The organism is Pseudoalteromonas sp. 11L1, assembly GCF_055397545.1.
The window spans coordinates 331,801-354,079 of the sequence record NZ_AP041141.1; the positions used below are offsets into that span (position 1 = coordinate 331,801).

At 41.6% G+C, this 22,279-nt stretch carries 24 protein-coding genes, 3 tRNA genes and 1 riboswitch; of the genes, 9 read left to right on the top strand and 18 right to left on the bottom strand.

Annotated elements, in window-relative coordinates:
- Positions 1-37: 37 nt before the first annotated feature.
- Both ACZ5WS_RS01590 and ACZ5WS_RS01595 read left to right on the top strand, forming a co-directional pair.
- Positions 38-505, top strand: coding sequence for a chemotaxis protein CheX (locus ACZ5WS_RS01590; RefSeq protein ID WP_010390540.1), 468 nt, complete (start codon positions 38-40; stop codon positions 503-505).
- Positions 502-930 carry a secondary thiamine-phosphate synthase enzyme YjbQ gene (locus ACZ5WS_RS01595; protein ID WP_138609062.1) on the top strand — a complete coding sequence of 143 codons (429 nt, stop codon included), beginning with the start codon at positions 502-504 and terminating at the stop codon, positions 928-930. Before ACZ5WS_RS01590 ends, ACZ5WS_RS01595 begins: the two co-directional genes overlap by 4 nt.
- 128 nt (positions 931-1,058) lie before the next feature.
- Here ACZ5WS_RS01595 and ACZ5WS_RS01600 read toward each other — a convergent pair.
- From ACZ5WS_RS01600 to orn, 4 genes are all read right to left on the bottom strand, one after another.
- Positions 1,059-1,134: transfer RNA gene (locus tag ACZ5WS_RS01600), tRNA-Gly, on the bottom strand.
- 72 nt (positions 1,135-1,206) lie between these two features.
- A tRNA-Gly gene (locus tag ACZ5WS_RS01605) sits at positions 1,207-1,282 on the bottom strand.
- 81 nt (positions 1,283-1,363) lie between these two features.
- Positions 1,364-1,439 (bottom strand) — tRNA-Gly (locus tag ACZ5WS_RS01610).
- A 161-nt stretch (positions 1,440-1,600) separates the two neighbouring features.
- Positions 1,601-2,146, bottom strand: coding sequence for an oligoribonuclease (gene orn / locus ACZ5WS_RS01615; RefSeq protein ID WP_464710246.1), 546 nt, complete (start codon positions 2,144-2,146; stop codon positions 1,601-1,603).
- A 122-nt stretch (positions 2,147-2,268) separates the two neighbouring features.
- On the opposite strand from orn, the gene rsgA reads away from it, so the two are divergent.
- Entirely contained in the window at positions 2,269-3,327 is a 1,059-nt protein-coding gene (gene rsgA, locus ACZ5WS_RS01620; protein WP_464710249.1) for a small ribosomal subunit biogenesis GTPase RsgA, read from the top strand.
- Positions 3,328-3,341: 14 nt separating this feature from the next.
- Entirely contained in the window at positions 3,342-4,208 is an 867-nt protein-coding gene (gene asd, locus ACZ5WS_RS01625) for an archaetidylserine decarboxylase (RefSeq protein ID WP_464710251.1), read from the top strand.
- Positions 4,209-4,432: 224 nt separating this feature from the next.
- On the opposite strand, the gene ACZ5WS_RS01630 is transcribed toward asd, so the two are convergent.
- The 8 genes from ACZ5WS_RS01630 to ACZ5WS_RS01665 form a co-directional block, all read right to left on the bottom strand.
- Entirely contained in the window at positions 4,433-5,209 is a 777-nt protein-coding gene (locus tag ACZ5WS_RS01630) for a HesA/MoeB/ThiF family protein (protein WP_138607094.1), read from the bottom strand.
- Positions 5,193-6,719 carry a thiamine phosphate synthase gene (gene thiE / locus ACZ5WS_RS01635; protein WP_464710254.1) on the bottom strand — a complete coding sequence of 509 codons (1,527 nt, stop codon included), beginning with the start codon at positions 6,717-6,719 and terminating at the stop codon, positions 5,193-5,195. The genes ACZ5WS_RS01630 and thiE overlap by 17 nt, the downstream gene beginning before the upstream one ends.
- Positions 6,720-6,740: 21 nt before the next feature.
- Positions 6,741-7,532, bottom strand: a complete 792-nt coding sequence (locus tag ACZ5WS_RS01640; RefSeq protein WP_138607098.1) for a thiazole synthase — start codon at positions 7,530-7,532, stop codon at positions 6,741-6,743.
- A 5-nt stretch (positions 7,533-7,537) separates the two neighbouring features.
- Positions 7,538-7,732 (bottom strand): sulfur carrier protein ThiS, encoded by a 195-nt coding sequence (gene thiS / locus ACZ5WS_RS01645; protein WP_171039615.1) that lies wholly within the window; start codon positions 7,730-7,732, stop codon positions 7,538-7,540.
- A 6-nt stretch (positions 7,733-7,738) separates the two neighbouring features.
- On the bottom strand, positions 7,739-8,740 hold the full coding sequence (locus ACZ5WS_RS01650; protein ID WP_138607102.1) for an FAD-dependent oxidoreductase: 1,002 nt from the start codon (positions 8,738-8,740) through the stop codon (positions 7,739-7,741).
- Between the two features lie 116 nt (positions 8,741-8,856).
- The gene (thiC, locus tag ACZ5WS_RS01655) at positions 8,857-10,809 is read right to left on the bottom strand and encodes a phosphomethylpyrimidine synthase ThiC (protein ID WP_008115478.1); all 1,953 of its coding nucleotides are present in this window, start codon (positions 10,807-10,809) and stop codon (positions 8,857-8,859) included.
- Positions 10,810-10,950: 141 nt separating this feature from the next.
- Positions 10,951-11,057, bottom strand: a riboswitch (TPP riboswitch).
- Between the two features lie 98 nt (positions 11,058-11,155).
- Positions 11,156-11,554 (bottom strand): META domain-containing protein, encoded by a 399-nt coding sequence (locus tag ACZ5WS_RS01660; RefSeq protein ID WP_283235058.1) that lies wholly within the window; start codon positions 11,552-11,554, stop codon positions 11,156-11,158.
- Positions 11,555-11,669: 115 nt separating this feature from the next.
- Complete coding sequence (locus ACZ5WS_RS01665) at positions 11,670-12,068, bottom strand: acyl-CoA thioesterase (RefSeq protein ID WP_131690427.1); 399 nt, start codon at positions 12,066-12,068, stop codon at positions 11,670-11,672.
- A 102-nt stretch (positions 12,069-12,170) separates the two neighbouring features.
- Here ACZ5WS_RS01665 and ACZ5WS_RS01670 point away from each other — a divergent pair, with 102 nt between their 5' ends.
- Entirely contained in the window at positions 12,171-14,270 is a 2,100-nt protein-coding gene (locus tag ACZ5WS_RS01670) for a TonB-dependent receptor (protein ID WP_464710259.1), read from the top strand.
- Between the two features lie 102 nt (positions 14,271-14,372).
- On the opposite strand, the gene epmA is transcribed toward ACZ5WS_RS01670, so the two are convergent.
- Positions 14,373-15,347, bottom strand: a complete 975-nt coding sequence (gene epmA, locus ACZ5WS_RS01675) for an elongation factor P--(R)-beta-lysine ligase (RefSeq protein ID WP_464710260.1) — start codon at positions 15,345-15,347, stop codon at positions 14,373-14,375.
- A gap of 60 nt (positions 15,348-15,407) precedes the next feature.
- Complete coding sequence (efp, locus tag ACZ5WS_RS01680) at positions 15,408-15,974, bottom strand: elongation factor P (RefSeq protein WP_010390517.1); 567 nt, start codon at positions 15,972-15,974, stop codon at positions 15,408-15,410.
- A 40-nt stretch (positions 15,975-16,014) separates the two neighbouring features.
- On the opposite strand from efp, the gene epmB reads away from it, so the two are divergent.
- Entirely contained in the window at positions 16,015-17,028 is a 1,014-nt protein-coding gene (gene epmB / locus ACZ5WS_RS01685; RefSeq protein WP_464710262.1) for an EF-P beta-lysylation protein EpmB, read from the top strand.
- Here the strand turns inward: epmB and ACZ5WS_RS01690 are convergent.
- Positions 17,025-17,234: a hypothetical protein gene (locus tag ACZ5WS_RS01690; RefSeq protein WP_013463951.1), complete on the bottom strand. Its 210-nt coding sequence runs from the start codon at positions 17,232-17,234 to the stop codon at positions 17,025-17,027. The genes epmB and ACZ5WS_RS01690 overlap by 4 nt on opposite strands.
- A gap of 116 nt (positions 17,235-17,350) precedes the next feature.
- On the opposite strand from ACZ5WS_RS01690, the gene ACZ5WS_RS01695 reads away from it, so the two are divergent.
- Complete coding sequence (locus ACZ5WS_RS01695) at positions 17,351-17,641, top strand: hypothetical protein (protein WP_010390514.1); 291 nt, start codon at positions 17,351-17,353, stop codon at positions 17,639-17,641.
- A 62-nt stretch (positions 17,642-17,703) separates the two neighbouring features.
- Here the strand turns inward: ACZ5WS_RS01695 and ACZ5WS_RS01700 are convergent, their stop codons facing one another.
- Positions 17,704-18,192, bottom strand: a complete 489-nt coding sequence (locus ACZ5WS_RS01700; protein WP_178954788.1) for a DUF3016 domain-containing protein — start codon at positions 18,190-18,192, stop codon at positions 17,704-17,706.
- Positions 18,193-18,443: 251 nt separating this feature from the next.
- Here ACZ5WS_RS01700 and galE point away from each other — a divergent pair, with 251 nt between their 5' ends.
- On the top strand, positions 18,444-19,460 hold the full coding sequence (gene galE, locus ACZ5WS_RS01705; RefSeq protein WP_138569808.1) for a UDP-glucose 4-epimerase GalE: 1,017 nt from the start codon (positions 18,444-18,446) through the stop codon (positions 19,458-19,460).
- A gap of 72 nt (positions 19,461-19,532) precedes the next feature.
- Here galE and zapE read toward each other — a convergent pair whose 3' ends face one another.
- Positions 19,533-20,642 carry a cell division protein ZapE gene (gene zapE / locus ACZ5WS_RS01710; RefSeq protein ID WP_464710264.1) on the bottom strand — a complete coding sequence of 370 codons (1,110 nt, stop codon included), beginning with the start codon at positions 20,640-20,642 and terminating at the stop codon, positions 19,533-19,535.
- A 58-nt stretch (positions 20,643-20,700) separates the two neighbouring features.
- Here zapE and rsuA point away from each other — a divergent pair, with 58 nt between their 5' ends.
- Positions 20,701-21,399, top strand: a complete 699-nt coding sequence (gene rsuA / locus ACZ5WS_RS01715; protein WP_138607115.1) for a 16S rRNA pseudouridine(516) synthase RsuA — start codon at positions 20,701-20,703, stop codon at positions 21,397-21,399.
- 103 nt (positions 21,400-21,502) lie between these two features.
- On the opposite strand, the gene ACZ5WS_RS01720 is transcribed toward rsuA, so the two are convergent.
- Complete coding sequence (locus tag ACZ5WS_RS01720; RefSeq protein WP_010390508.1) at positions 21,503-22,276, bottom strand: YggN family protein; 774 nt, start codon at positions 22,274-22,276, stop codon at positions 21,503-21,505.
- Between the last annotated feature and the right edge of the window lie 3 nt (positions 22,277-22,279).

Sequence of the window (22,279 nt, forward strand, 5' to 3'; positions counted from 1 at the left end):
TATAACCTTTATCAGTACCAATTTAAGGACATCTAATATGAATGTAGAGTTCATTAACCCCTTTTTAGCTTCTTTGATGAATGTATTGAGCACTATGGCTCAAACTCAGTTAAAACCAGGCAAGCCACGCATTAAAACAGATGAGATAGCCTGTGGTGATGTATCGGGATTAATTGGTATGGTTGGCCCTCAAACTCGCGGTTCATTTTCAATTACCTTCGACGAAGGTTTAGCGCTGACTATTATGGAACGAATGTTAGGCGAACGACCAGACGACATAAATGAAGAAGTAACCGACATGGTCGGTGAAATAACTAATATGGTTACCGGTGGTGCTAAGAATTTACTAGGTGAAAAAGGCTATGATTTTGCCATGGCAACACCCATTGTTGTGTCTGGTAAAAACCACACTATTACTCACAAAAGTGACGGCAAAAAAATTCTTATGCCGTTTACCAGTGACGCAGGTAATGCAAATATAGAAGTGAGTTTCGATAAGCTATGAGCTGGTCGCAAACCACAATTACATTAAAGCCTCGCTCGCGGGGCTTTCATTTAATTGATAACGACATACTTACTCACCTCCCACAACTGAGTCAGCTTAAAGTTGGTTTATTACACTTATTTATTCAACACACCTCAGCCAGCTTAACTATTAACGAAAATGCCGATCCTACCGTGCGTATGGATATGGAAAGCCACTTTAATCAATTTGTTCCAGAGCGCCAGCCTTATTACCGTCATGACTATGAGGGCGATGATGATATGCCTGCCCATATAAAAACCAGTACCTTAGGTTGCGAATTAACTATCCCGATTAGTCACGGTCAGTTAGCACTGGGAACTTGGCAAGGAATATACTTAGGTGAGCACCGTGATCATGGTGGTTCAAGGCGTATTATTGCAACTTTGCAAGGCGAAGCGTTTTAGGCTTTACAACATAGATCATTCGCACACATTGAACATTTCAAAAAAGTTACATAAATTAAATTTATAGTGATTCGCGTATGGGTCATTGTTTGCTATTTGAGAATGAATATCTGGAAAGTAAATAAGATTGGAGCGGTACACGAGGCTCGAACTCGTGACCTCGACCTTGGCAAGGTCGCGCTCTACCAACTGAGCTAGTACCGCATTATATGTAGGTTCTAGGTTCTATCAATTTTAAACTTTCATCTTGAACCACAATTTCTTTTGGTTAGAAATTGGAGCGGCACACGAGGCTCGAACTCGTGACCTCGACCTTGGCAAGGTCGCGCTCTACCAACTGAGCTAGTGCCGCATTCTAGGTTCTGTCAAAATTAAACCTTTTCGCCTTTGACCTTAAATCTTTATTTCTACCCCAATTTCTTTGGTGAGAAATTGGAGCGGCACACGAGGCTCGAACTCGTGACCTCGACCTTGGCAAGGTCGCGCTCTACCAACTGAGCTAGTGCCGCACTCTAGGTTCTAGGTTCTAGGTTCTATCAATATTGAACCTTGTTCCATTAACCTTTCATCTTGAATCTTTAACTTAAGCCCAAACACACTAACCCCGCGGGGGTTATCGTCTTGAGCGGGGCAGGATTCTACAATAATTAGGGGGCTTTGCAAGTATTTTTTAAAAATTAAAAAACTTTTCTCGGTAAACCTTTAATTCCATAATCGAATCTTTAATGTCGTCTAACGCTAAATGCGACCCTTTTTTATTCACTTGAGCCAACACATCTGGTTTCCAACGACGAGCAAGTTCTTTAATGGTACTGACATCTAAATTACGGTAATGGAAGAAGTCTTCAAGCTCGCGCATATACTTATTCATAAAGCGGCGGTCTTGGCCTATCGAGTTACCACACATAGGTGAAGCACCCGCTGGCACCCATTGCTTTAAAAACGCGAGAGTTTGTTCCACGGCATAAGCTTCGTCAAACGTGCTTGCCTTACAGCGTGCCGTTAATCCAGATTTGCCATGCTGAGTTGTACACCACTCATCCATGCCATCCAGTAGTTCATCACTTTGATGAATGGCAATCGTTGGCCCTTCGGCTAATATATTCAGATCAGCGTCAGTGACAACAGTTGCAATTTCAAGTATTTTGTCAGTCTCTGGTTCAAGTCCGGTCATTTCCAGATCGAGCCAAATTAAATTTGATTTATTAATAGTCATAATTACCTTAAACGGTGCTTTTCTTTAGATCCAACGCATTTCGATATATCATATTAGCATCAACCGTCGAGCTAAAGCTTTTTTTAGCAAACTCGGCATTTAACTCAGGTTATAGGCCTCAAGTGGCAAAACAGAAAAAATTAAGTAAAGGCCAATCCCGTAGGATCAAGGCAAATCATCAAAAGCGTTTATCGAATGCCGATAAAAAACCGGCAAAAGTCGGCGCGCAAGAGTGGCAAACAGATAATTTAGGTCAAGTGGAAAGTGCGATTGTTATTAGCCGCTTTGGCCAACATGCCGACGTAGAAACCCAAAATGGCGATGTTCTTCGCTGTAATATTCGCCGTACCGTATCAAATTTAGTATGTGGCGATGAGGTATTATTTCGTCGTGCAAAAGTAAGTGAAGGCGATTTAGCGGGGGTTATTGAAGCAACTCAAGAACGTCGTTCACAGTTAACGCGCCCTGATTTTTACGACGGTGTAAAAGTGATTGCCGCGAATATAGACCAAATTTTAATGGTATCAGCAGTATTGCCTGAGTTTACGCCAAGCATTATTGACCGCTATTTAATTGCCTGCGAAGACATGGGCATTGAGCCGATTTTAGTCCTTAATAAAATTGATTTAATTGATGAAACTGGTTTAAACGACATACAACAAATACTCGATATTTACCGTAAACTTAATTACCAAGTGCTGCTAGTTAGTAATATAACCGGCGAAGGCATTAATGAATTAAAAGAAGTACTTGTAGGCAAAAACAATATTTTTGTTGGCCAAAGTGGTGTGGGTAAATCTACCTTAGTAAACACTGTGCTGCCGGATGCTGAAATTTTGACTAAAGAAGTCTCTGAAAACAGCGGTCTAGGCCAGCACACCACCACAGTATCGCGTCTGCATCATTTACCAAGTGGCGGTAACTTAATTGATTCACCGGGTATTCGTGAGTTTGGTTTATGGCATTTAGATGTTGAACGAGTCACTTGGTGTTTTAAAGAATTTAGAGAGTTTATAGGTGGATGCCGTTTTAGAGACTGTAAACACTTAAACGATCCAGGCTGTATAATTCAGCAAGCAGTCGCTGATGGCGATATCTCAAAGTTACGCTTTGAAAGCTATCACCGTATTTTAGAAACCATGGCCGATGGCCGTGCCGGCGCGCGTGCGCCTCGCGTATAATTAGGGAAAAACCTGTGAGTTTAGATAAATTTAAAATCGCCATGCAATATGCTATGCCAAAGCACTTTATTTCTCGTGTAGTAGGTAAGCTTGCAGCTGCAAAAGCGGGCGCATTAACAACAACATTAATTAAACTATTCATTAAACAATACAAAATAAATATGAGTGAGGCTAAATATTCTGATCCAGCTCACTATAAAACCTTTAATGAATTTTTTACCCGTCCGTTAAAGGACGGTGCTCGTCCTATGGTTGAAGATGACGATATTATTATTCACCCTGTTGACGGCGCAATCAGCCAACTTGGCGATATTGTTGACGGCCAACTAATCCAAGCTAAAGGCCATGATTACAGCTTACAAGCGTTGTTAGGTGGCTCAGAAGACGACACAACACCGTTTTTAGGTGGTAAATTTGCAACTATTTACTTGGCACCAAAAGATTACCACCGTATTCACATGCCAATTGATGGCACGCTAAGCAAAATGATTTATGTACCGGGCGATTTATTTTCGGTAAATCCACTTACCGCGCAAAACGTACCGAATTTATTTGCCCGTAACGAGCGTGTAGTAGCAATTTTTGAAACTGAAATTGGCCCGCTTGCTATGGTCCTTGTAGGCGCAACCATTGTTGCTAGCATAGAAACTATTTGGGCTGGCACAGTCACTCCACCAGCTGGCAGTGATGTGTTTAGCTGGAACTACCCAACTAAAGGCGAAAACGCGATCACCCTTAAAAAAGGGGAAGAAATGGGCCGCTTTAAATTAGGCTCAACAGTTGTGCTTGCATGGGGTGCAGATAAAGCCGATATTTTTGATGATCAACGCCCTGAAACGGTAACCCGTTTAGGCACTGCGTTTGCAAAAATTAACGATTAAACAAATCGTTAATTAGAAATAAAAAACCGCGTTATTTAAACGCGGTTTTTTAATTTCTGTAGGTGTGGGGATTGCTGTTACGAACATATTCATAACGTTTCTCTAAAGCGTAGCGGCCTCTTAACCTCTTTGTGTATAACTTCCCTAAGACTTTATTGCACAAAGAGAAAAAAGTGGAGTAAATGAGAAGACACCAAAGATTAAAAGCGAGCAAGTAAAAGTTTTTACTTCCCATCACACTCTTTACAGTTTAAATCTTTAACTACTTTAAAATGCTGTTGCTTTAAGCTTAATGCGTCAAAGGTTATAAACAAACTCCCACCAAAATGGCCTAACAGCATATTAAGAGTTAGCTGTGCCTGCATAGAGCCAATTACACCAAGTAAGGGGCTAATAACGCCCGCATTGTCGCAATTAACAACAGGGTTAGCATCATTTTGTGGAAATACGCAGCCATAGCAAGGGCTATCTGTTTGCCTAAAGTCAAAGCCCATTAATTGCCCTTGGGTTGCTAGCGCTGCTGCAGAAATTAGTGGTGTTTTGTTGTTTACGCAAAAACGATTGACGGTGTAACGAGTCGCAAAGTTATCAGAGCAATCAAGTACGATATCGGCGTTACTGAATAGTGCATCACTGTTAGCATCGCTCAACTTTTGCGAGTGAGTCACTATGTTTATTTGATTGTTAAGGCTCGCAAGCACCTTCCCTGCTGCATTTACTTTTTGCTGCCCTAAGTGATTCACTTTATACAGTATTTGCCGCTGTAAATTAGAGAGTTCAACGGTATCGTCATCAATTAATATTAGTGTGCCAATGCCAGCAGCTGCTAAATAGAGTAGCGCAGGGCTTCCTAGCCCGCCTGCACCTACCACAGCAACGGTTGCCGCTTTAAGTGTTAACTGCCCCTCAAGCCCCACTTCTTTTAATAATAAATGGCGGCTATAACGTAGAGTTTCTTTGTCGCTGAGCTGCTGCGCTTGCATGTTAGCAGGCATTCTCATTTATCACCGATTTTAAGGTATTGATTGCCTCTACGTAATCATCAGCCTCGGTAATAGCACGTACCACGGCTACACTGCCCACGCCCGTTTTAGCAACTTCTTGCGCCCTGTCTAAATCAATTCCGCCAATAGCCACTGTAGGATAGCTTTGCATTAATGGCACAAATCGAGTTAGTTTTTCAAGCCCTTGTATCTGGCCTGTCATGTCTTTGGTGGTAGTAGGGTAAATAGCGCCAAAGGCCATGTAGCTTGGGCGGTAATTATGCGCCCGAAGCATTTCATAAAAGCCATGGGTAGAAAGCCCAAGTCGCAGGCCTGCTTCTTTTATAGCCGCTAAATTTGCGCTCTCTAAGTCTTCTTGTCCTAAATGCACACCATATGCGCCATGTTTGATTGCCAGCTGCCAGTAATCATTAATAAACACATGCGCACTGTATTGCTGACCCAAAGCGACCGCGCTTGCGACTAATTGTTCAAGCTCATCTTCGCTTTTATCTTTAACTCTTAATTGCGCTGTTTTAATGCCATTTTGTAAGCATTTTTCTAGCCACTCTACGCTATCGACTACCGCATAAGCGCCAAGCGCTTTGCTTTCACACGCAGCAAAGTCAGCTGCCATATTAAAATCAAGCGGTACATCAAAATCTAGCTCATCACCCAACCAACTACCTGCTTCAATCACTTGAGGGTAATGCGCTAGGTCAGTCGGAAACGACGTTTGTGCAACCGGCCCTATCCCCTCGCCATAGCGAACTGATTGCTTCAAACCTTGGTTTATATAGGCTTTAGCTAAAATAAACGCATCTTTTAACGGATAGTCCTTTGCAAGGCATGCAGCAATAACAGACGCCATACTACAGCCAGTGCCATGATTGTGCGGAACCTGAATTTTTTCATTACCCAACCAGTACTCTTCACTACCTTGTGAGCAGTAATCAATACAGTAACCACTTGGATAATCCCAATGCCCGCCTTTAATAACCACCGCTTTGGCACCCCATGCCATTAGTTTGCTTGCTGCTTCTTTAATTGCTGCGGGGCCAATTAAATACACACCTGTTAATAACTGTGTTTCATGGGTATTAGGGGTAATTACATCCACCAGCGGTAATAGGCATTCTTTAATCGCGCTTACAGTGTCTTCTTCTGTTAGTAAGTCACCGCTTGAGGCAATAGCCACAGGATCGTACACAATCACCGGCGGGGTTGGCCACTTCGCTTTGTAATGGCTAATATGCTCACTGATCAATTGAATTTGCTGCACGTTAGCTAACATACCAATTTTAATTACTTTGGCTTTCATGTCTTTTTCGAGTGCCAATAACTGCGACTCAATCACATCAGTCGAGACAGCATTAATCGCCTCAACACCTAAACTATTTTGTGCTGTTAGTGCGGTAATCGCAGTACAACCGTGCACACCAAAGCTTTGCATTGCTTTAATATCAGCTTGAATACCTGCGCCACCGCCGGAGTCTGAGCCCGCAATCGTCCATACTACATTGTTCATAATGACCTACTTCCTAATTTTTTACGTTTGATGCCAAAATGGCATACCCATTGTGGGGGTTGATGGGGCCGCAACGTCTTTTTCTGGCATTGCTTTGGCGTTATAAGCAAAGCGCCCTGCTTCAACAGCTGCTTTAAATGCAAGTCCCATGGTAATAGGGCAACCCGCACCCGCTATGGCTGAATTTAATAATACCGCATCATACCCTAATTCTAAGGCTTGGCAGGCATGCGATGGTAAACCTAACCCAGCATCAACAATTAATGTGCTGTTAGGTAAACGCTCCCGTATCGCCTTTAAGTTATAACTATTTAATAATCCCTTACCGGTACCAATTGGCGCGCCCCATGGCATTAGCACCTCGCAGCCTAATTCATCTAAACGTTGGCAAAGCACTAAGTCATCGGTGCAGTAAGGCAGTACTTTAAACCCATCTTTAATTAAAATCTCAGTGGCTTCAAGCAGAGCAAAAGGATCTGGCTGTAAGTTATAGTCATCGCCAATTAATTCCAGCTTTATCCAATCGGTAGCAAATACTTCTCGACACATTTTAGCTAAATTAATGGCCTCTTTAACACTGTGGCATCCTGCTGTGTTAGGTAAAACTTTAAGCCCTGTATTCTTTATAAGTTGCCAAAAATCATCTCCTGCAGCTGCGTTTTGCTGGCGACGTAAAGACACAGTAACAATATCCGCTCCTGAAGCATTAATTGCTTTAGTCATCGTCGCGGGCGATGGGTAAAGCGCAGAGCCAATCAGTAATCTACTTGAAAATTGCTCGCCATAAATAGTGATATTATCGGGAGGTAACATAATGGTTACCCTCCTTGAATCGGAGATAACACATCAATGCAATCACCATCATTAAGTGTGTAGTTAGCATGTTGCTCTTGAGGTACAAACTGGCCATTAATGGCTACTGCAAACGGTGCTTTAGCACCATACTCAATTAAACACTGTTTTAGTTCGCTTCTTGTTAGGGTGAGCGCTTTACCATTAATTATTATATCCATCATTCCTCACTCTATTCTGGCAACAGCATCAGCAACTAAACTCGGCGCGATCATGTAGCCATGGCGGTATAATCCATTAATACTAATTACCTGCCCTAATTGTGTAACTTGTGGGCAGTTATCGCTAAACGCAGGTCGAAGCCCGGTTTGAATATTTAACAGTCGAGCCTCGGCAAAACCGCTGTGCACTGTATAAGCGGCTGAAAGTAACTCCAACGTTGAACGCACCGTTGCCGCCCCGCTATCTTGAGACTCAATTTCGGTGGCACCAATCACATATTCATGATTCGGCTTAGGTGCTATATAAATAGGATAACGCGGATGCATTAACCTCACTGGCCGAGATAAATTAACCTCGGGTGCATAGAGTCTTGCCACTTCCCCGCGCACGCCTCGAAGGGGCTGATCTTGTTTGGCTCCAAGCCCTCGACAATCAATAATGTAATCAAACTCTCGATTATTCACTTTGTTATCAAAGATGCTGGCGCGCTGATTAAATACAAACTTTACTTTGCGCTTATTTAGCAACCTAAAACTGGCTTTGTAAAAGGCTTGGTTATCTATTTGTGCTTCACCGGGCAAAAATAGGCCTTGGCTAAATCGACCAGCCAGTTCAGGTTCTAGTTGCTCAATTTGCTGTGCATTAATTGCTTGAGCACTAAAATTTAGTAACGGTTTGATTCGCTGTGCAAAGCTTTGTAAGTCGCCTTTATCCTGCGGATGAGCAACCACTAGGGTACCTTGCTGTTGAAAAAATACCTCGCTATTTAGTTGTTCTAAAATAGCAGGCCATCGAGTAATAGAATCCACTCCCATTAAAGCCAATTCACGTTCGCACATAACAGACTCAGCTAGGGGGGCTAGCATCGCTGCTGCCACTTTACCGGCACTGTTCTGAGTATGTTCATCATCGGCTTCAAATACGGTAACACGATGTTGCTTACTTAACTCAAGCGCGGCCAACCGCCCTGCTAAACCAAAACCCACCACAGCAATGTTATAAAACATAAACACTCCTAAATGTAGCTCATAGCCACCAGCTTTCAGCTGTCAGTAAAGCAACTCTTGCCTCTACGCTGCTTACTTTATCGCTGATAGCTGACAGCTAATAACTGAAAGCTGTGCTACAGCGCTTTATGGTAAATCTCTGAGCCTGTTTGCTTAAACTCTTCAGATTTGGCTTTCATCTCGGCCTCAACATCAACCATTTTGATTTCAATGGCATCACCCACGTTATTAGGATCAATACCGCGCGCTTCTAGATCTTTGGCGTAGTCGCGTACTTCTTGGGTTATTTTCATGGAACAAAATTTAGGGCCACACATAGAACAAAAATGCGCAACTTTGCCTGATTCTTGCGGCAGTGTTTCATCATGATATTCACGGGCGCGAACCGGGTCTAAACCAATATTAAATTGGTCATGCCATCTAAATTCAAAGCGCGCTTTTGATAGCGCGTTATCTCGCTCCTGTGCACCTGGGTGACCTTTCGCTAAATCGGCCGCATGAGCGGCAATTTTGTAAGTAATAAGGCCTTCTTTTACATCTTCTTTATTTGGCAAACCTAAATGCTCTTTAGGTGTTACATAACACAGCATCGCACAGCCATACCAAGCAATCTGCGCAGCACCAATCCCTGAGGTAATATGATCATACCCTGGGGCAATATCGGTGGTCAGTGGACCTAAGGTATAAAATGGCGCTTCGTCGCAATGTTTAAGCTGCTCATCCATATTGGCTTTGATCATATGCATAGGCACGTGTCCAGGGCCTTCTATGAACACTTGTACATCATGTTTCCAAGCTATTTTTGTCAGTTCCCCTAAGGTACGTAGCTCACTAAATTGTGCTTCGTCGTTCGCATCGGCAATAGAACCCGGACGTAAACCATCACCGAGTGAAAAACACACATCGTATTGTTTTAAAATTTCACAAATATCTTCAAAGTGAGTGTATAAGAAGTTTTCTTTGTGGTGCGCTAAACACCATTTAGCCATAATTGAGCCACCACGTGACACAATACCGGTTACGCGTTTTGCCGTCATTGGCACATAACGCAATAGCACACCAGCATGAATGGTAAAGTAATCAACGCCTTGTTCTGCTTGTTCAATCAGAGTATCGCGAAATATTTCCCAGGTTAGGTCTTCTGCTACGCCGTTGACTTTTTCAAGTGCTTGGTAAATTGGAACAGTACCAATAGGGACTGGCGAATTACGTACCAGCCATTCACGGGTTTCGTGAATGTAACGCCCTGTTGATAAATCCATTACGGTGTCGGCACCCCAACGGGTTGACCACACCATTTTTTCAACTTCTTCTTCGATAGATGAACCCACTGATGAATTACCTATATTGGCGTTAACTTTAACTAAAAAGTTACGACCAACAATCATAGGCTCGGTTTCTGGGTGATTAATATTGTTAGGTAAAATAGCGCGTCCACGAGCAATTTCATCACGCACAAATTCAGGAGTAATAAACTCAGGGATACTCGCGCCAAACGACTCCCCTTTATGCTGCGCAGCTAGTAACTCTTCACGTATTTGCGCACGCCCCATGTTTTCACGTATCGCTACATATTCCATTTCTGGGGTGACTATCCCTTGGCGGGCATAATGCATTTGGGTGACATTTTTACCTGCTTTTGCACGGCGTATTTTTGGAAGGTGTTCAAAGCGAATATGATCTAGCCCATCATCAGCCATACGCTGCTGTGCGAACTGTGAGGTTACCGACTCGAGTACTTCGGTATCATTACGGCTCTCAATCCATTGTTCACGGTATTTATTAAGTCCCTTGCGCACATCCAATTTAAATTCAGGATCGGTATACGGGCCTGATGTATCGTAAACACGCAGTGGTGCATTTGACTCATACACTGGGTTTTGTTCATCACCACCAATAAAAGTATCGCTCAATGTGATTTCACGCATACCCACACGTACGCCTTGCTGGCTACCTGCAACGTATACTTTATGGGAGCTTGGAAACGGCTGACCGGTTAAGTTATAAATATAATCTGATGCGGCCGCACGAGTTTCGCGACGGGTGGCTTTATTTGTTGTATTTGACATGACTTACCTCATTGCTAAAGGGTTGTCTTGTCAGATATTCCGCTGAGGAATAGAGAAAGATCGTAAAGTAGCTTTATGCGACTTTGCGGCCTAAGACGGAGGTTGCTTTTTTGTGCGCATAAAAAAAGACGCACAAGCGTCCTAGTTAGGCAGCTTGTTCCCTACGCAGGTATTAACCTGATCAGGTTCACGGATCCCGCTTTCGCGATCTCAGCCTAAATAAAACTTAGGCACTCCGACAAGTATTTGAATTGTTCGTTGATTTGATAATGTTTTGATCAAATCTGCGACGAGTGTACGCCAGTTGAAAATTCCCTGCAAGGGGCTGTTTTTCAAAACTCAAAAATTATTTTGGGATAAACACAAATTTTTGTTCAGCTTGCATTACCAATGTTTGGTCTTGCATGTTAAGCACTGCACCTTGCTGCAGAGCCTGTAAAAACTGTTGTTCAAACTCATCCAGTTCAGGGCCACATGATTTACGTGTCATACCTAATTTGCTTACGCTCAGGCTACTGTCTTCAAGTGAGCCTTCACCAAAGAACTTATTACATCCGGTAAAGCCGTTTATTTGTAGCGCATCGATAAAGCTCATTGATGCTTTAAAGGACGCGGGAATGGCCAAATCATCAACCTTTGATAATTGCCATTGTGTATATTTTAGCTGCTCAGTGGTAACTGTCCCTGTTGATGCGCAACCAACACATAAACCGATTATAAGCATCGGTATTGCTGCTAATTTCATGTTATTACAAACTTAGTGTCTAATTAATGTAATAGTATCAATATTTGTCAGGTTTATCCGTTAAAAATGCATATTTTAAATGTAAATTTTTGTTTAAAATTCATGCTATTTAAAACTATGCAACGGCTTGGAATAAGTCATCTATCTGTGGTGGTAAAAATGGACGACCTCTTTCATTAACTGATGTACCAATAACTAAGGCATTGAGCATCACTTTTTCATCTTGTTTGCGCACTACCGTTTGTTTAAATGCAAACTTAAGACGACTAATACGCACAGGCTCTACCGCCACATAAAACTCATCTCCAGGCAATAGGGAATGTTTGTAATCCATTTCACTGCGCATCACCACTAAGTTAATTTTATCTTTTGCAAGCTGTGCAAAATCAACGCCGTGTGCGTATAAAAACTCGTGGCGAGCGTGCTCAAGATAATTAAAATAAACACTGTTATTTACAATACCTTGTAAGTCACATTCGTAGTCGCGCACCTTAAAGTCTACTTTAAAGGCCATATTAGTAATCCCAATTATTTAACGTATAATTGTCGCGTTTATAGCACAAGTGTTGAAATAATTGCTACCATACAAGTCCCTAAAATGGAGTTAAGTAACCTAATGAACTTACGTTTGTCTTTAATTACAGCCACGTTATTACCCCTGCTCGCAGCACCTATATATGCTAACGCAGATGACACCGAACTAGAGAAAATCATTGTTACCGGTGACTTTCAGCAAGAAAGCATTCAAACATTAAGCGCCAGTGCCAGCTTATTTTCTGAAAATGAAATGAATCAACGTGGTGCAACGTATTTAGACGAAATGTTAGCCAGTGCAGCCAATGTAAACTTTGCTGCTGGTGCGTCTCGCGGTCGTTATATTCAAATTCGCGGTGTTGGTTTACGCTCGCAGTTTGTTGACCCGATAAATCCATCTGTGGGCTTAGTAATTGACGGTATTAATTATTCAGGCTTAGGTGGTAGTTCATTATTGTTTGATATTGACCAAGTAGAAATTTACCGCGGTCCTCAAGGTACACGTTTTGGTGCAGATGGTATGGCGGGCATGATCCAAATGCAATCAGCTAGTGCAACCAGCGACCCTAGCTTAAAGTTACATTTAGGTGCCGGCACTTATAACAGCCACGAAGCAGGCCTTGCTGCTAGTACAGGTTTAACAGATGACACCAGTGCCCGCGTTAGCTACTTTCGCAGAAAGTCTGACGGCTACGTCGATAATATTTATTTAGATAAACCCACTCAAGATCAAGATGAGCAAGTTGCACGCTTTAAATTAAACAGCCAGCTTACAGCTCATTTAAATTCAGAACTTAACCTGCATTATATTGATATTAATAACGGTTACGATGCATTTACTCTTGATAATTCTCGCAACAGCCTTGCTGATCAACCAGGCGAAGATAATCAACAAAGTTATGCTATTGGCCTGAATAATACTTACACTGGTTTTGATGCCTTTGATGTGAGCTTAAACCTTTCAGCTATTGATACAGAACTTTTTTATAGCTTTGATGAAGACTGGGTGTGTAACGATACTAATAAGCCGCAATTATGTGCCGCCGGTTTACATCCTTATGGTTATAGTTCAACAGATATTTATAGCCGCGATCGTGATGATCAAGCGCTCGACCTGAAATTTACTGGTAAAGCAGGTAACTGGGTTGCGGGTATTTACTATCAAAACCGTGATGTGGATTTAGAGCGTCAATATACGTGGTTAGCCAATCCGTTTGCTTCAACCTATGAAACTAATAACATTGCAGCTTATGGCCAATTAGCCACATCAATAGGCCCAAAAACTACGCTTATTACTGGTTTACGAGTTGAGCAATATCAAGGTGATTACACCGATAGTAACGGCTTTATTGAAGAAACTGATGATATTATGCTCGGTGGTAAAATTGCACTTGAATACCAAGTTATTGACCGCACTATGATTTATACCAGTATCACCCGCGGTTACAAAGCCGGTGGTATTAATTCAGAAGCGCTAGCAAAAGCAAAAGATGAAGGTTTAAACTTAGATGCTGATTTTTTCAAACAGCATACCAGCTTTGATCCAGAGTACTTATGGAGTGGTGAGTTTGGTGTTAAAGGCTCATCGCTAGATGACAAGTTTACTCTGCGTTTAGCTGCTTTTTATATGCACCGCGATAATATTCAATTAAAGTCGTGGCAAGTATCAGATCAACAATTTACCGGTTATGTCGCCAATGCCAGCTCTGGCAGCAACTACGGCCTTGAAATTGAAGGTAGCTACTTACTTACTGATAATTTACTCATTAGTGGTAGTGCTGGCTATTTAGATACGAAAATAAACGACTTTGTGACTAAATCGGGCTTAAACCAAGATGGCCGCGAACAAGCACAAGCGCCTAAATATCAATACGCATTTAGTGCACGCTACAATGTTACTGATGAGCTATATGCTATGTTAGGTGTTGAAGGTAAAGATGATTATTACTTCTCAGACAGCCATAATGCACAGGCTCCAAATACAAACTTAGTGAATGCAAGCCTTGGTTACGAGGCTGAAAGCTGGGCAGTTCGTGCATGGGCACGTAATGTGTTTGATGAAACCGTTCCAACTCGCGGTTTTGAATTTGGTAACAATCCGTTAGATGGCTATACAAGCCAAACTTATATTCAACTAGGTGAGCCACGTGTAGCCGGCGTTACGTTTACACTTAATCTGTAATACAGCGAACCAGTTGTCAGTTCGAGAATAGAAAACACCGCGTTTAATGCAAACGCGGTGTTTTTTTATCTGATAGCTGACCGCTAAAAGCTATTAGCTGCTTTAAGCTCTTGCCACATCAAACGCAATCACTTCTTTTATTTTTTGTTTATTGGTTGCTAGCATCACGAGTCTATCAATCCCTAATGCAACCCCCGCGCATTGCTCTAAACCATGTTCCAATGCCGCAATTAAACGCGTATCCATAGGAACTTGCTTTAAGCTGTTAGCAGCACGATAGGTGTTGTCTTCGTTAAACCTTTTTGCTTGTTCTTTAGCATTAGTGAGCTCATTAAAGCCGTTAGCCAGTTCCATATTTTTATAATACAACTCAAAGCGCCCTGCTACTCGCTCATCGTGTTCACAAATTTGTGCCAGTGCCGCTTGTGATGCCGGAAAGTGATACACAAAGCATGGCTTATCTTGTCCTATTGTTGGCTCTACTTTCATACAAAATAATAATTGCAGCAAGGTATCTTTATGAGTCTCGTTTTTAGCAATATCAGCAAAGCCATGATCGCATGCGAGTTGTTGTAACTGCGTGATAGAGGCAGTTAATGGATCGAGCCCTAGCGCGCGCTCAAACGCCTGTTGGTAAGTAATCCGCTCTGCAGGATCAACCCCAAGAATGAGCTGCATCAGCTGATCTATTTCGTCCATTAAAGCAAATTCGTCAAACCCAGGCCGATACCATTCAAGCATAGTAAATTCAGGATTATGATGACTACCCGCTTCTTCATTTCTAAATGCCTTACAAAGCTGAAAAATAGCGCCTGAGCCGGCCGCTAACAAGCGTTTCATCGCAAACTCTGGAGATGTTTGCAAAAACAGGGGTAGCCCAGCAGCATGGCCTGGGCCTACAAATGTAGTATTAAAGCTGGCTAAATGTACATCGGTTACACTGGCAGCGCTTAAACTCGGTGTTTCGACTTCCATTACATTACGCTCATAAAAGAATTCCCGAATGCTGCGCATAATTGCTGCGCGTTGCTTAAGTATTTCTATGCTGGCACTCGGCTTCCAAAGATCTGCTGACATATTTTCTCCAAAAAAAATCCCAGCTTAAGCTGGGATTTAATTAATAAGACGCGTTACTGCTTACTTAACACGGCTCACGTATTCACCATTACGAGTGTCTACTTTAATTACTTCGCCAATTTGTACGAATAATGGAACACGCACTACAGCACCTGTGCTAAGCGTTGCTGGTTTACCACCCGTGCCTGCTGTATCACCTTTAAGGCCCGGATCAGTTTCAGTGATCTCAAGCTCAACAAAGTTTGGTGGAGTTACAGCAATTGGGCTGCCGTTCCATAATGTAATAGTACATACATCGTTTTCAACTAACCATTTGCCAGCATCGCCCAGTGCTTTTTCGTCAGCAGCGATTTGTTCAAATGTTTCATTGTTCATGAAATGCCAAAATTCACCGTCTGTGTATAGGTACGCTAAATCGGTATCCATTACATCAGCACCTTCAACCGATTCACCCGATTTAAAGGTTTTTTCAAGTACCTTGCCAGAGATAAGCTTACGGATACGAACACGGTTAAACGCTTGGCCTTTACCCGGTTTTACCATTTCATTTTCTAAGATACTGCAAGGTTCGCCGTCCATCATAATTTTTAGGCCGCCCTTGAACTCGTTGGTGCTATAATTCGCCATCGTTTCCTCTATTTATATTTTTCGAGTAATCTACGTGCCAATGATACAAAGAAATGAAGCAAATTTGCATAAAAACTGGCAAAAAGAATTAGCAAATGTAGTTACCTGCCCAAAAGTGTTGTTAGAAATGGTTGGTTTATCGAGCCAAGTCCATGAAAACGACATAAAAGCTCGTAGCTTGTTTCCTGTTCGTGTGCCATTGCCTTTTATAAAAAAAATTCGTCACGGCGATGCAAATGATCCTTTATTGCTGCAAGTTATGCCTCGCCATCAAGAGTTTTTAACTAAATCAGGGTTTAATAAAGATCCGCTACTTGAGCAAGATAACAATCAACCAGGTCTGTTACATAAATATAAGTCGCGTGTTTTAGTCATGTTTAAAACTGGTTGTGCGGTAAATTGCCGCTACTGCTTTAGACGCCATTTTCCTTATCAAGAAAACCAGTTAAATAAACGCAGCCTTATTGATGCATTGAGCTATATACAAGCTGATAAAAATATTAACGAAGTGATTTTAAGTGGTGGCGATCCACTAATGGCCAAAGATGATGCTATTAGTTGGTTTTTAGATGAGCTTGAGCAAATACCACAAATAAAACGGATGCGCATACACAGCCGCTTACCTGTTGTGATCCCTGCACGCATTACTGAACAATTATGTGAAAGATTAGCAAAGTCACCACTAAAAATTATATTCGTGAATCATATTAACCATGCTAACGAAATAGATAGTGACTTTAAAAACGCCATGAACATGCTAAAACAAGCCAATGTACTGCTATTAAATCAGGCGGTTATTTTAAAAGACGTGAACGATACAGTTGATGCGCAAATAAACTTAAGTGAAGCGTTGTTTGATGCAAATGTATTGCCTTATTACTTACACTTACTAGATAAAGTAGAAGGCGCAAGTCATTTTGATATAGATGAGGCACAAGCCATAAAAATAATGGCAGAGCTTTTAGAGACCCTGCCAGGATTTTTAGTGCCTAAACTAGTTAGAGAAATAGGAGGCCAAAAAAGTAAAACCCCTATCGACCTCAAATTGGTTTAAACATAAACGTTTACATTATTCCCAAGTGTTGCAGTAACCGACTTAGCCGGTGTTTGTGCACTTGAGGTTTGTGTAGCACCTTCAATAAGCGCAAGTGCAGCGGCGCCATCAGCTTGCTGTTGCTTTTTAGATAAAGCAGCAGTTAAAACCTCTGCGCCTTGGCCTGCACCAGGGATTGTAGGTAGATTTCCACCTGATATATTCATAACTCACACCTGACATTTAAATGTAATACACGTATTATAGTCGCTGAATTGGTAAATTACTTTACCAACCCACTTAAGTATTTATCGGCAACATTGCACTAAGCTTTAGGAAAACCATGGATTCTATAATTGAACAACTCAACGCCAACTTAAAAATTGTTTACCGTCAGGCGCTTGATGCTGATAAAAAACTCGATGAGTTACAACAGCAAGGCCACGGAAAATTTAAAGCCTTATTTGCCGAGGACGCTGGATTTAGCTTTGAAGCTAAACGCTTTAAGCCGTACGTTTTAGACGTTGCCGCTGATGTAGAAAGCTTATCAAGCGACGGTTTAGACGAAGAAAAGCTAAAACAAGCAGTTATTAAACTACAAAACTTACTAACCTTGTTAGCGACCTTTAAATAAAAATGAGCAACTGCTTTGCAAAGCGTCTACCAAAGTAGATGCTTTGCATTATTAGCTTTAGCTTACTTGATACGCGGTAAAATTTGTTCACCAAACCACTCTGTTAATAAGCGTTTTTCGTAGTAAAATGCTTCATCTCGACCCATTTTGATTTTATCCATAAAACCCATATCTTTTAAGCTTACGTTATCTTCTTGTGCGACAACGCCACTTTCATCACTAAGCACATAATTAAATTCAATGCGTGGAAAGTGAATAGGTTTAACCACTCGGATTTCGTTAACACCGCCATAGCGTACGTCTCCGGCTAAATCTAAATCGGTTACTTCAATGTTTAAACTGTAGTTTTTAGGAAGTTGCTCGCTGAGCTTTGCAAAGTGTTCATCAATACTTTTGGCTATTTGCTTATGGTATGAGCCTTTAGTTTGGTTGGATGGGCGTACATCGCGATAATCATTAAAGTCATGCCATTTCACTTGAGCCTCACCCGCGCAAACAACACTCGGTAGTGCAATACACATCAACATTGCTATTTTTTTAACTAAGTTCATACGTTTCTCCAACGAGTATTTTGATCATTGTGATCAATTGAATATTTTACAAATCGCTATACATCACTTTAGCAATTACATATGAACTATAACTTAATCTTTACACTGAGGTGTTATTAAAATTGCACAAAATGTAATCGAAAGTACGGTTTACGATCATACTATTACAAAGCAAATAAAATAATACATGTAAAAACTCATTATTTATGGTGAAATTAGGGTAATTGAACAGAGGTTTCCAAGGAGCATTCATGGCAATTTTAGTAACCGGTGGCGCAGGCTATATTGGCTCACACACCGTTTTAGAACTTTTACAGCAAGGCAGCGACGTTATCGTTATCGATAACTTAAGTAACTCCTCTGAAGAATCACTTGAGAGAGTGAAAAAAATAACCGGTAAAGCAATTACTTTTTATCAAGGTGATATTTTAGATAAATCCTTTTTAGACTCAGTATTTGCAAAACATAACATTGATAGTGTAATTCATTTTGCAGGTTTAAAAGCGGTTGGTGAGTCGGTAGCCAAACCAATCGCGTATTATCAAAATAACGTACAAGGCACATTAACACTAGTTGATGCTATGCGTGACGCGGGTGTGTTTAAACTGGTATTTAGCTCATCTGCAACAGTTTATGGTGACCCTGCAAGCTTACCAATACGCGAAGACTTCCCCGTTGGCGGTACAACCAACCCATATGGTACGTCTAAACTAATGGTTGAAATGATGCTGCAAGATATCGCTAAATCAGATGAGCGCTTTGCGTTTGCTATTTTGCGCTACTTTAATCCTGTTGGTGCACATGAGTCAGGTTTAATTGGTGAAGATCCTAATGGCATTCCTAATAATTTACTGCCTTTCATTTCACAAGTTGCGGTTGGTAAATTAAAGCAGCTCGCTATATTTGGCGATGATTACGACACGGTAGATGGTACTGGTGTTCGCGATTACATTCACGTTGTAGATTTAGCCCTAGGGCATTTAAAAGCACTTGATAAAATAGCCGCAGAAACCGGTGCGCTTGTTTATAACCTTGGTACCGGTAACGGCTATTCAGTATTACAAATGGTCAATGCGTTTATTAAGGCTAGCGACCAAGCAATCCCTTATGCGGTGTCACCTCGTCGCCCAGGTGATATTGCAGCCTGTTATGCTGCGCCAGAAAAAGCCCTTAGTGAACTAGGTTGGCAAGCTGAGCGTGGTATTGATGTGATGATGCAAGATACTTGGCGCTGGCAATCAAATAATCCAAATGGATATAAGTCATAAAGGCTTCTTTAAGTTATCAGCTTAAAATTAAAACACCGCATTTAAATTAAATGCGGTGTTTTAATGTTGTACTTACCAATTTTGCATTTCTACAATCCGTGACTGGGTTCGCGCATATTCAAAACTTAACTTTTTACCTTGGTATAACTCGTTTATGTCGGCCTGAGCATTAATTACCAGTAATTTGTGGCAATCGTAAAACTCATCGACTAAGGCAATAAAGCGCCGAGCTTCATCATCGAAAGTATGCTCATCTAACTGCTGCTTTTCGCGCTGATAACTGTCTTCTATACCATGTACAATAACTTTACCAGTTGCCTCTTTTCCCATTATTGGCACATTCGCGATGTATACTACCGAAAACTGTTCTGCTAAAAACATATAGTCATTGGCGCTACGAGGGCCTGAGCACAATGCCATAAAATCAATCAGTAAAGCATCGTCAGTTTTTAATAAATAAGGAAGCACTCGGCCATGCACAGTTATTGTATTATTACGCATTGCTTGAGAATGTGCGGATAAAAACCCAGCCTCAAATTCAGCATCGGGCAAGTTAATAAAATAATGACGACTACTTCTGCCGTATCTAAAGCGATGATCTTCCTCCCCCGCTACGTTAATTACACGACAATGTTCATTTATTAAATCGATAGTTGGTAAAAATCGCGCGCGTTGCAGACCGTTGTAATAAAGTTGCTCCGGTTTTGCGTTAGAGGTTGCTACTAGCACCACGCCTTGTTCAAATAAAGCGTTAAATAACCGAGCCATGATCATGGCGTCACCAATATCACTAACAAAAAACTCATCAAAGCACAGCACTTTTATCTTTTTGGCCCACTGTTTAGCAATTATTTGCAGCGGATTTTTATCCCCTTGTAACTTGGCCAATTGAGCATGAACTTTTTCGATAAAATGATGAAAGTGCAGGCGCTGCTTTTTCTCTGTGGGTAAGTTTTCATAAAATAAGTCCATCAACATAGATTTACCTCGGCCAACCGGGCCATATAAATATATTCCCCTTATTGAAGGTGCTTTTTGCCACCAGCTTGCAGGCTGATTTAATTGCTCACTTAAAGACTGTAACGCACTCACGGCTTGGTGCTGCGCCGCATCGAAATCAAGCTCTCCTGATGAAACCTTGCTATGGTATAGGCTTAAAATTTCTGTGCTGGGCTCTGTCATGGTATTTCACTATCCGCTATACTCGCGGCCATTGTAGCCGACTAAAAATGTGAACAACATGAAATTTCCTTGCCGTTTAGATAAATTTATTAGCCATTTAGCAGAGTTACCACGCTCAAAAGCCCGCGCAGCAATAAAAAGCCAAGTGGCTTGCGTTAATGGCGAGGTGATCACGGCATTCGACTTTCAAGTTACTCAACAAGATGACGTGTTATTTCATGATCAGCCATTAGTGTTTTTAGGTAAACGCTACTTTATGCTCAATAAGCCGGTAGGTTATGTATGCGCTAATTCAGATGAGTTACACAAAACCGTATTTGATTTGCTTGATGAGCCAAACATGGCCGACTTTCACATTGCCGGGCGTTTAGATATAGACACCACAGGCCTAGTGCTTATTACTAATGATGGCGAGTGGTCACATAAAATTACCTCGCCGAAAAAGAATAAGTTTAAAACCTACCTAGTCGAAACCCAAGAGCCGATTACCGACGATGCACTGCAGCAACTACGCGATGGTGTACAGTTACACAATGAAAAAGATTTAACTCGCCCTGCTATTGCTGAACGCGAAGGGAGTTACGGTTTACGTTTGTCGATTTCTGAGGGGAAGTACCATCAAGTGAAACGCATGCTAGCAGCGGTAGATAACAAAGTGGTTGAACTACATCGTGAACAAATTGCGGGTATAAAGTTAGGTGAAGATTTGGCTGCAGGTGAATACCGCCCATTAACTGCCGCAGAGATAAAACTGTGAGGTTGTTTAGGTGATAGGAAATGGTTCACGAGGTTCGGGCTGTTCACCTGCCGCTCTAGGCTCGATGCTCGTTGCCTTCTATAATCTTGCCTAATCTCTGTTCTTACGATTTAATCTGTACTAAATCAAAGTCTGTCATCCCAGGTACAATCGCTTGCAGCCGAGACTCAGTAATATCTAGAGAGTTTAAACATTCACAATATTCAGAGGCTTTAAGTTCTAATTGATGGGCTTTTTTCTGTAACGACTTATCGATTTCTTTGGTGATGATATCCATGCGTTGCCCCATGTCGTTCATGCGGTCTTCTATATTGCCTTCTCGAGATTTAAACGCATCCCCAAGCGACATTAAAATAGCACCCAAAGAGCCATGTACAGCTGAGTGTATTTTTTGACTAATTTCTTTAGTAAAAAAATCATCAATTTGGGAAAGCGATTGAGGAGCTATAAAAAAGAAATCGTCGCCACGTTTAAACTTATCCATAAGTGCGCGCTCTACATATTGTAATTGCGTTTTTAGCACTTCGGGTTCTTTATCTGACATGCCCTCAACAACATGCTCAATAGCACTGAGTCCTAGGTTAACGCCATCGGTCGCTAAATCGACCAACTCAGGAACTGTTTGACGAATACCATTGCTAAATTGTTCTAGCACTTTGCTTTCGTCGGTGCTTAAATCGACCCAGTAGCCTCGAATAAACAATTGATTATTATTGTTAATTTGCACCCTTGTTTGGCCTTTATCAACAATACGGATCACATCATCGGTAATAATTAAACCATGACGAAGTTCAACATCACATTGTTTTTGTGCGATTGCATTGGAGCTTAAAAGTGCCATTGATAACGCCAATATCGAACGAGATAAAAACGCCATAAA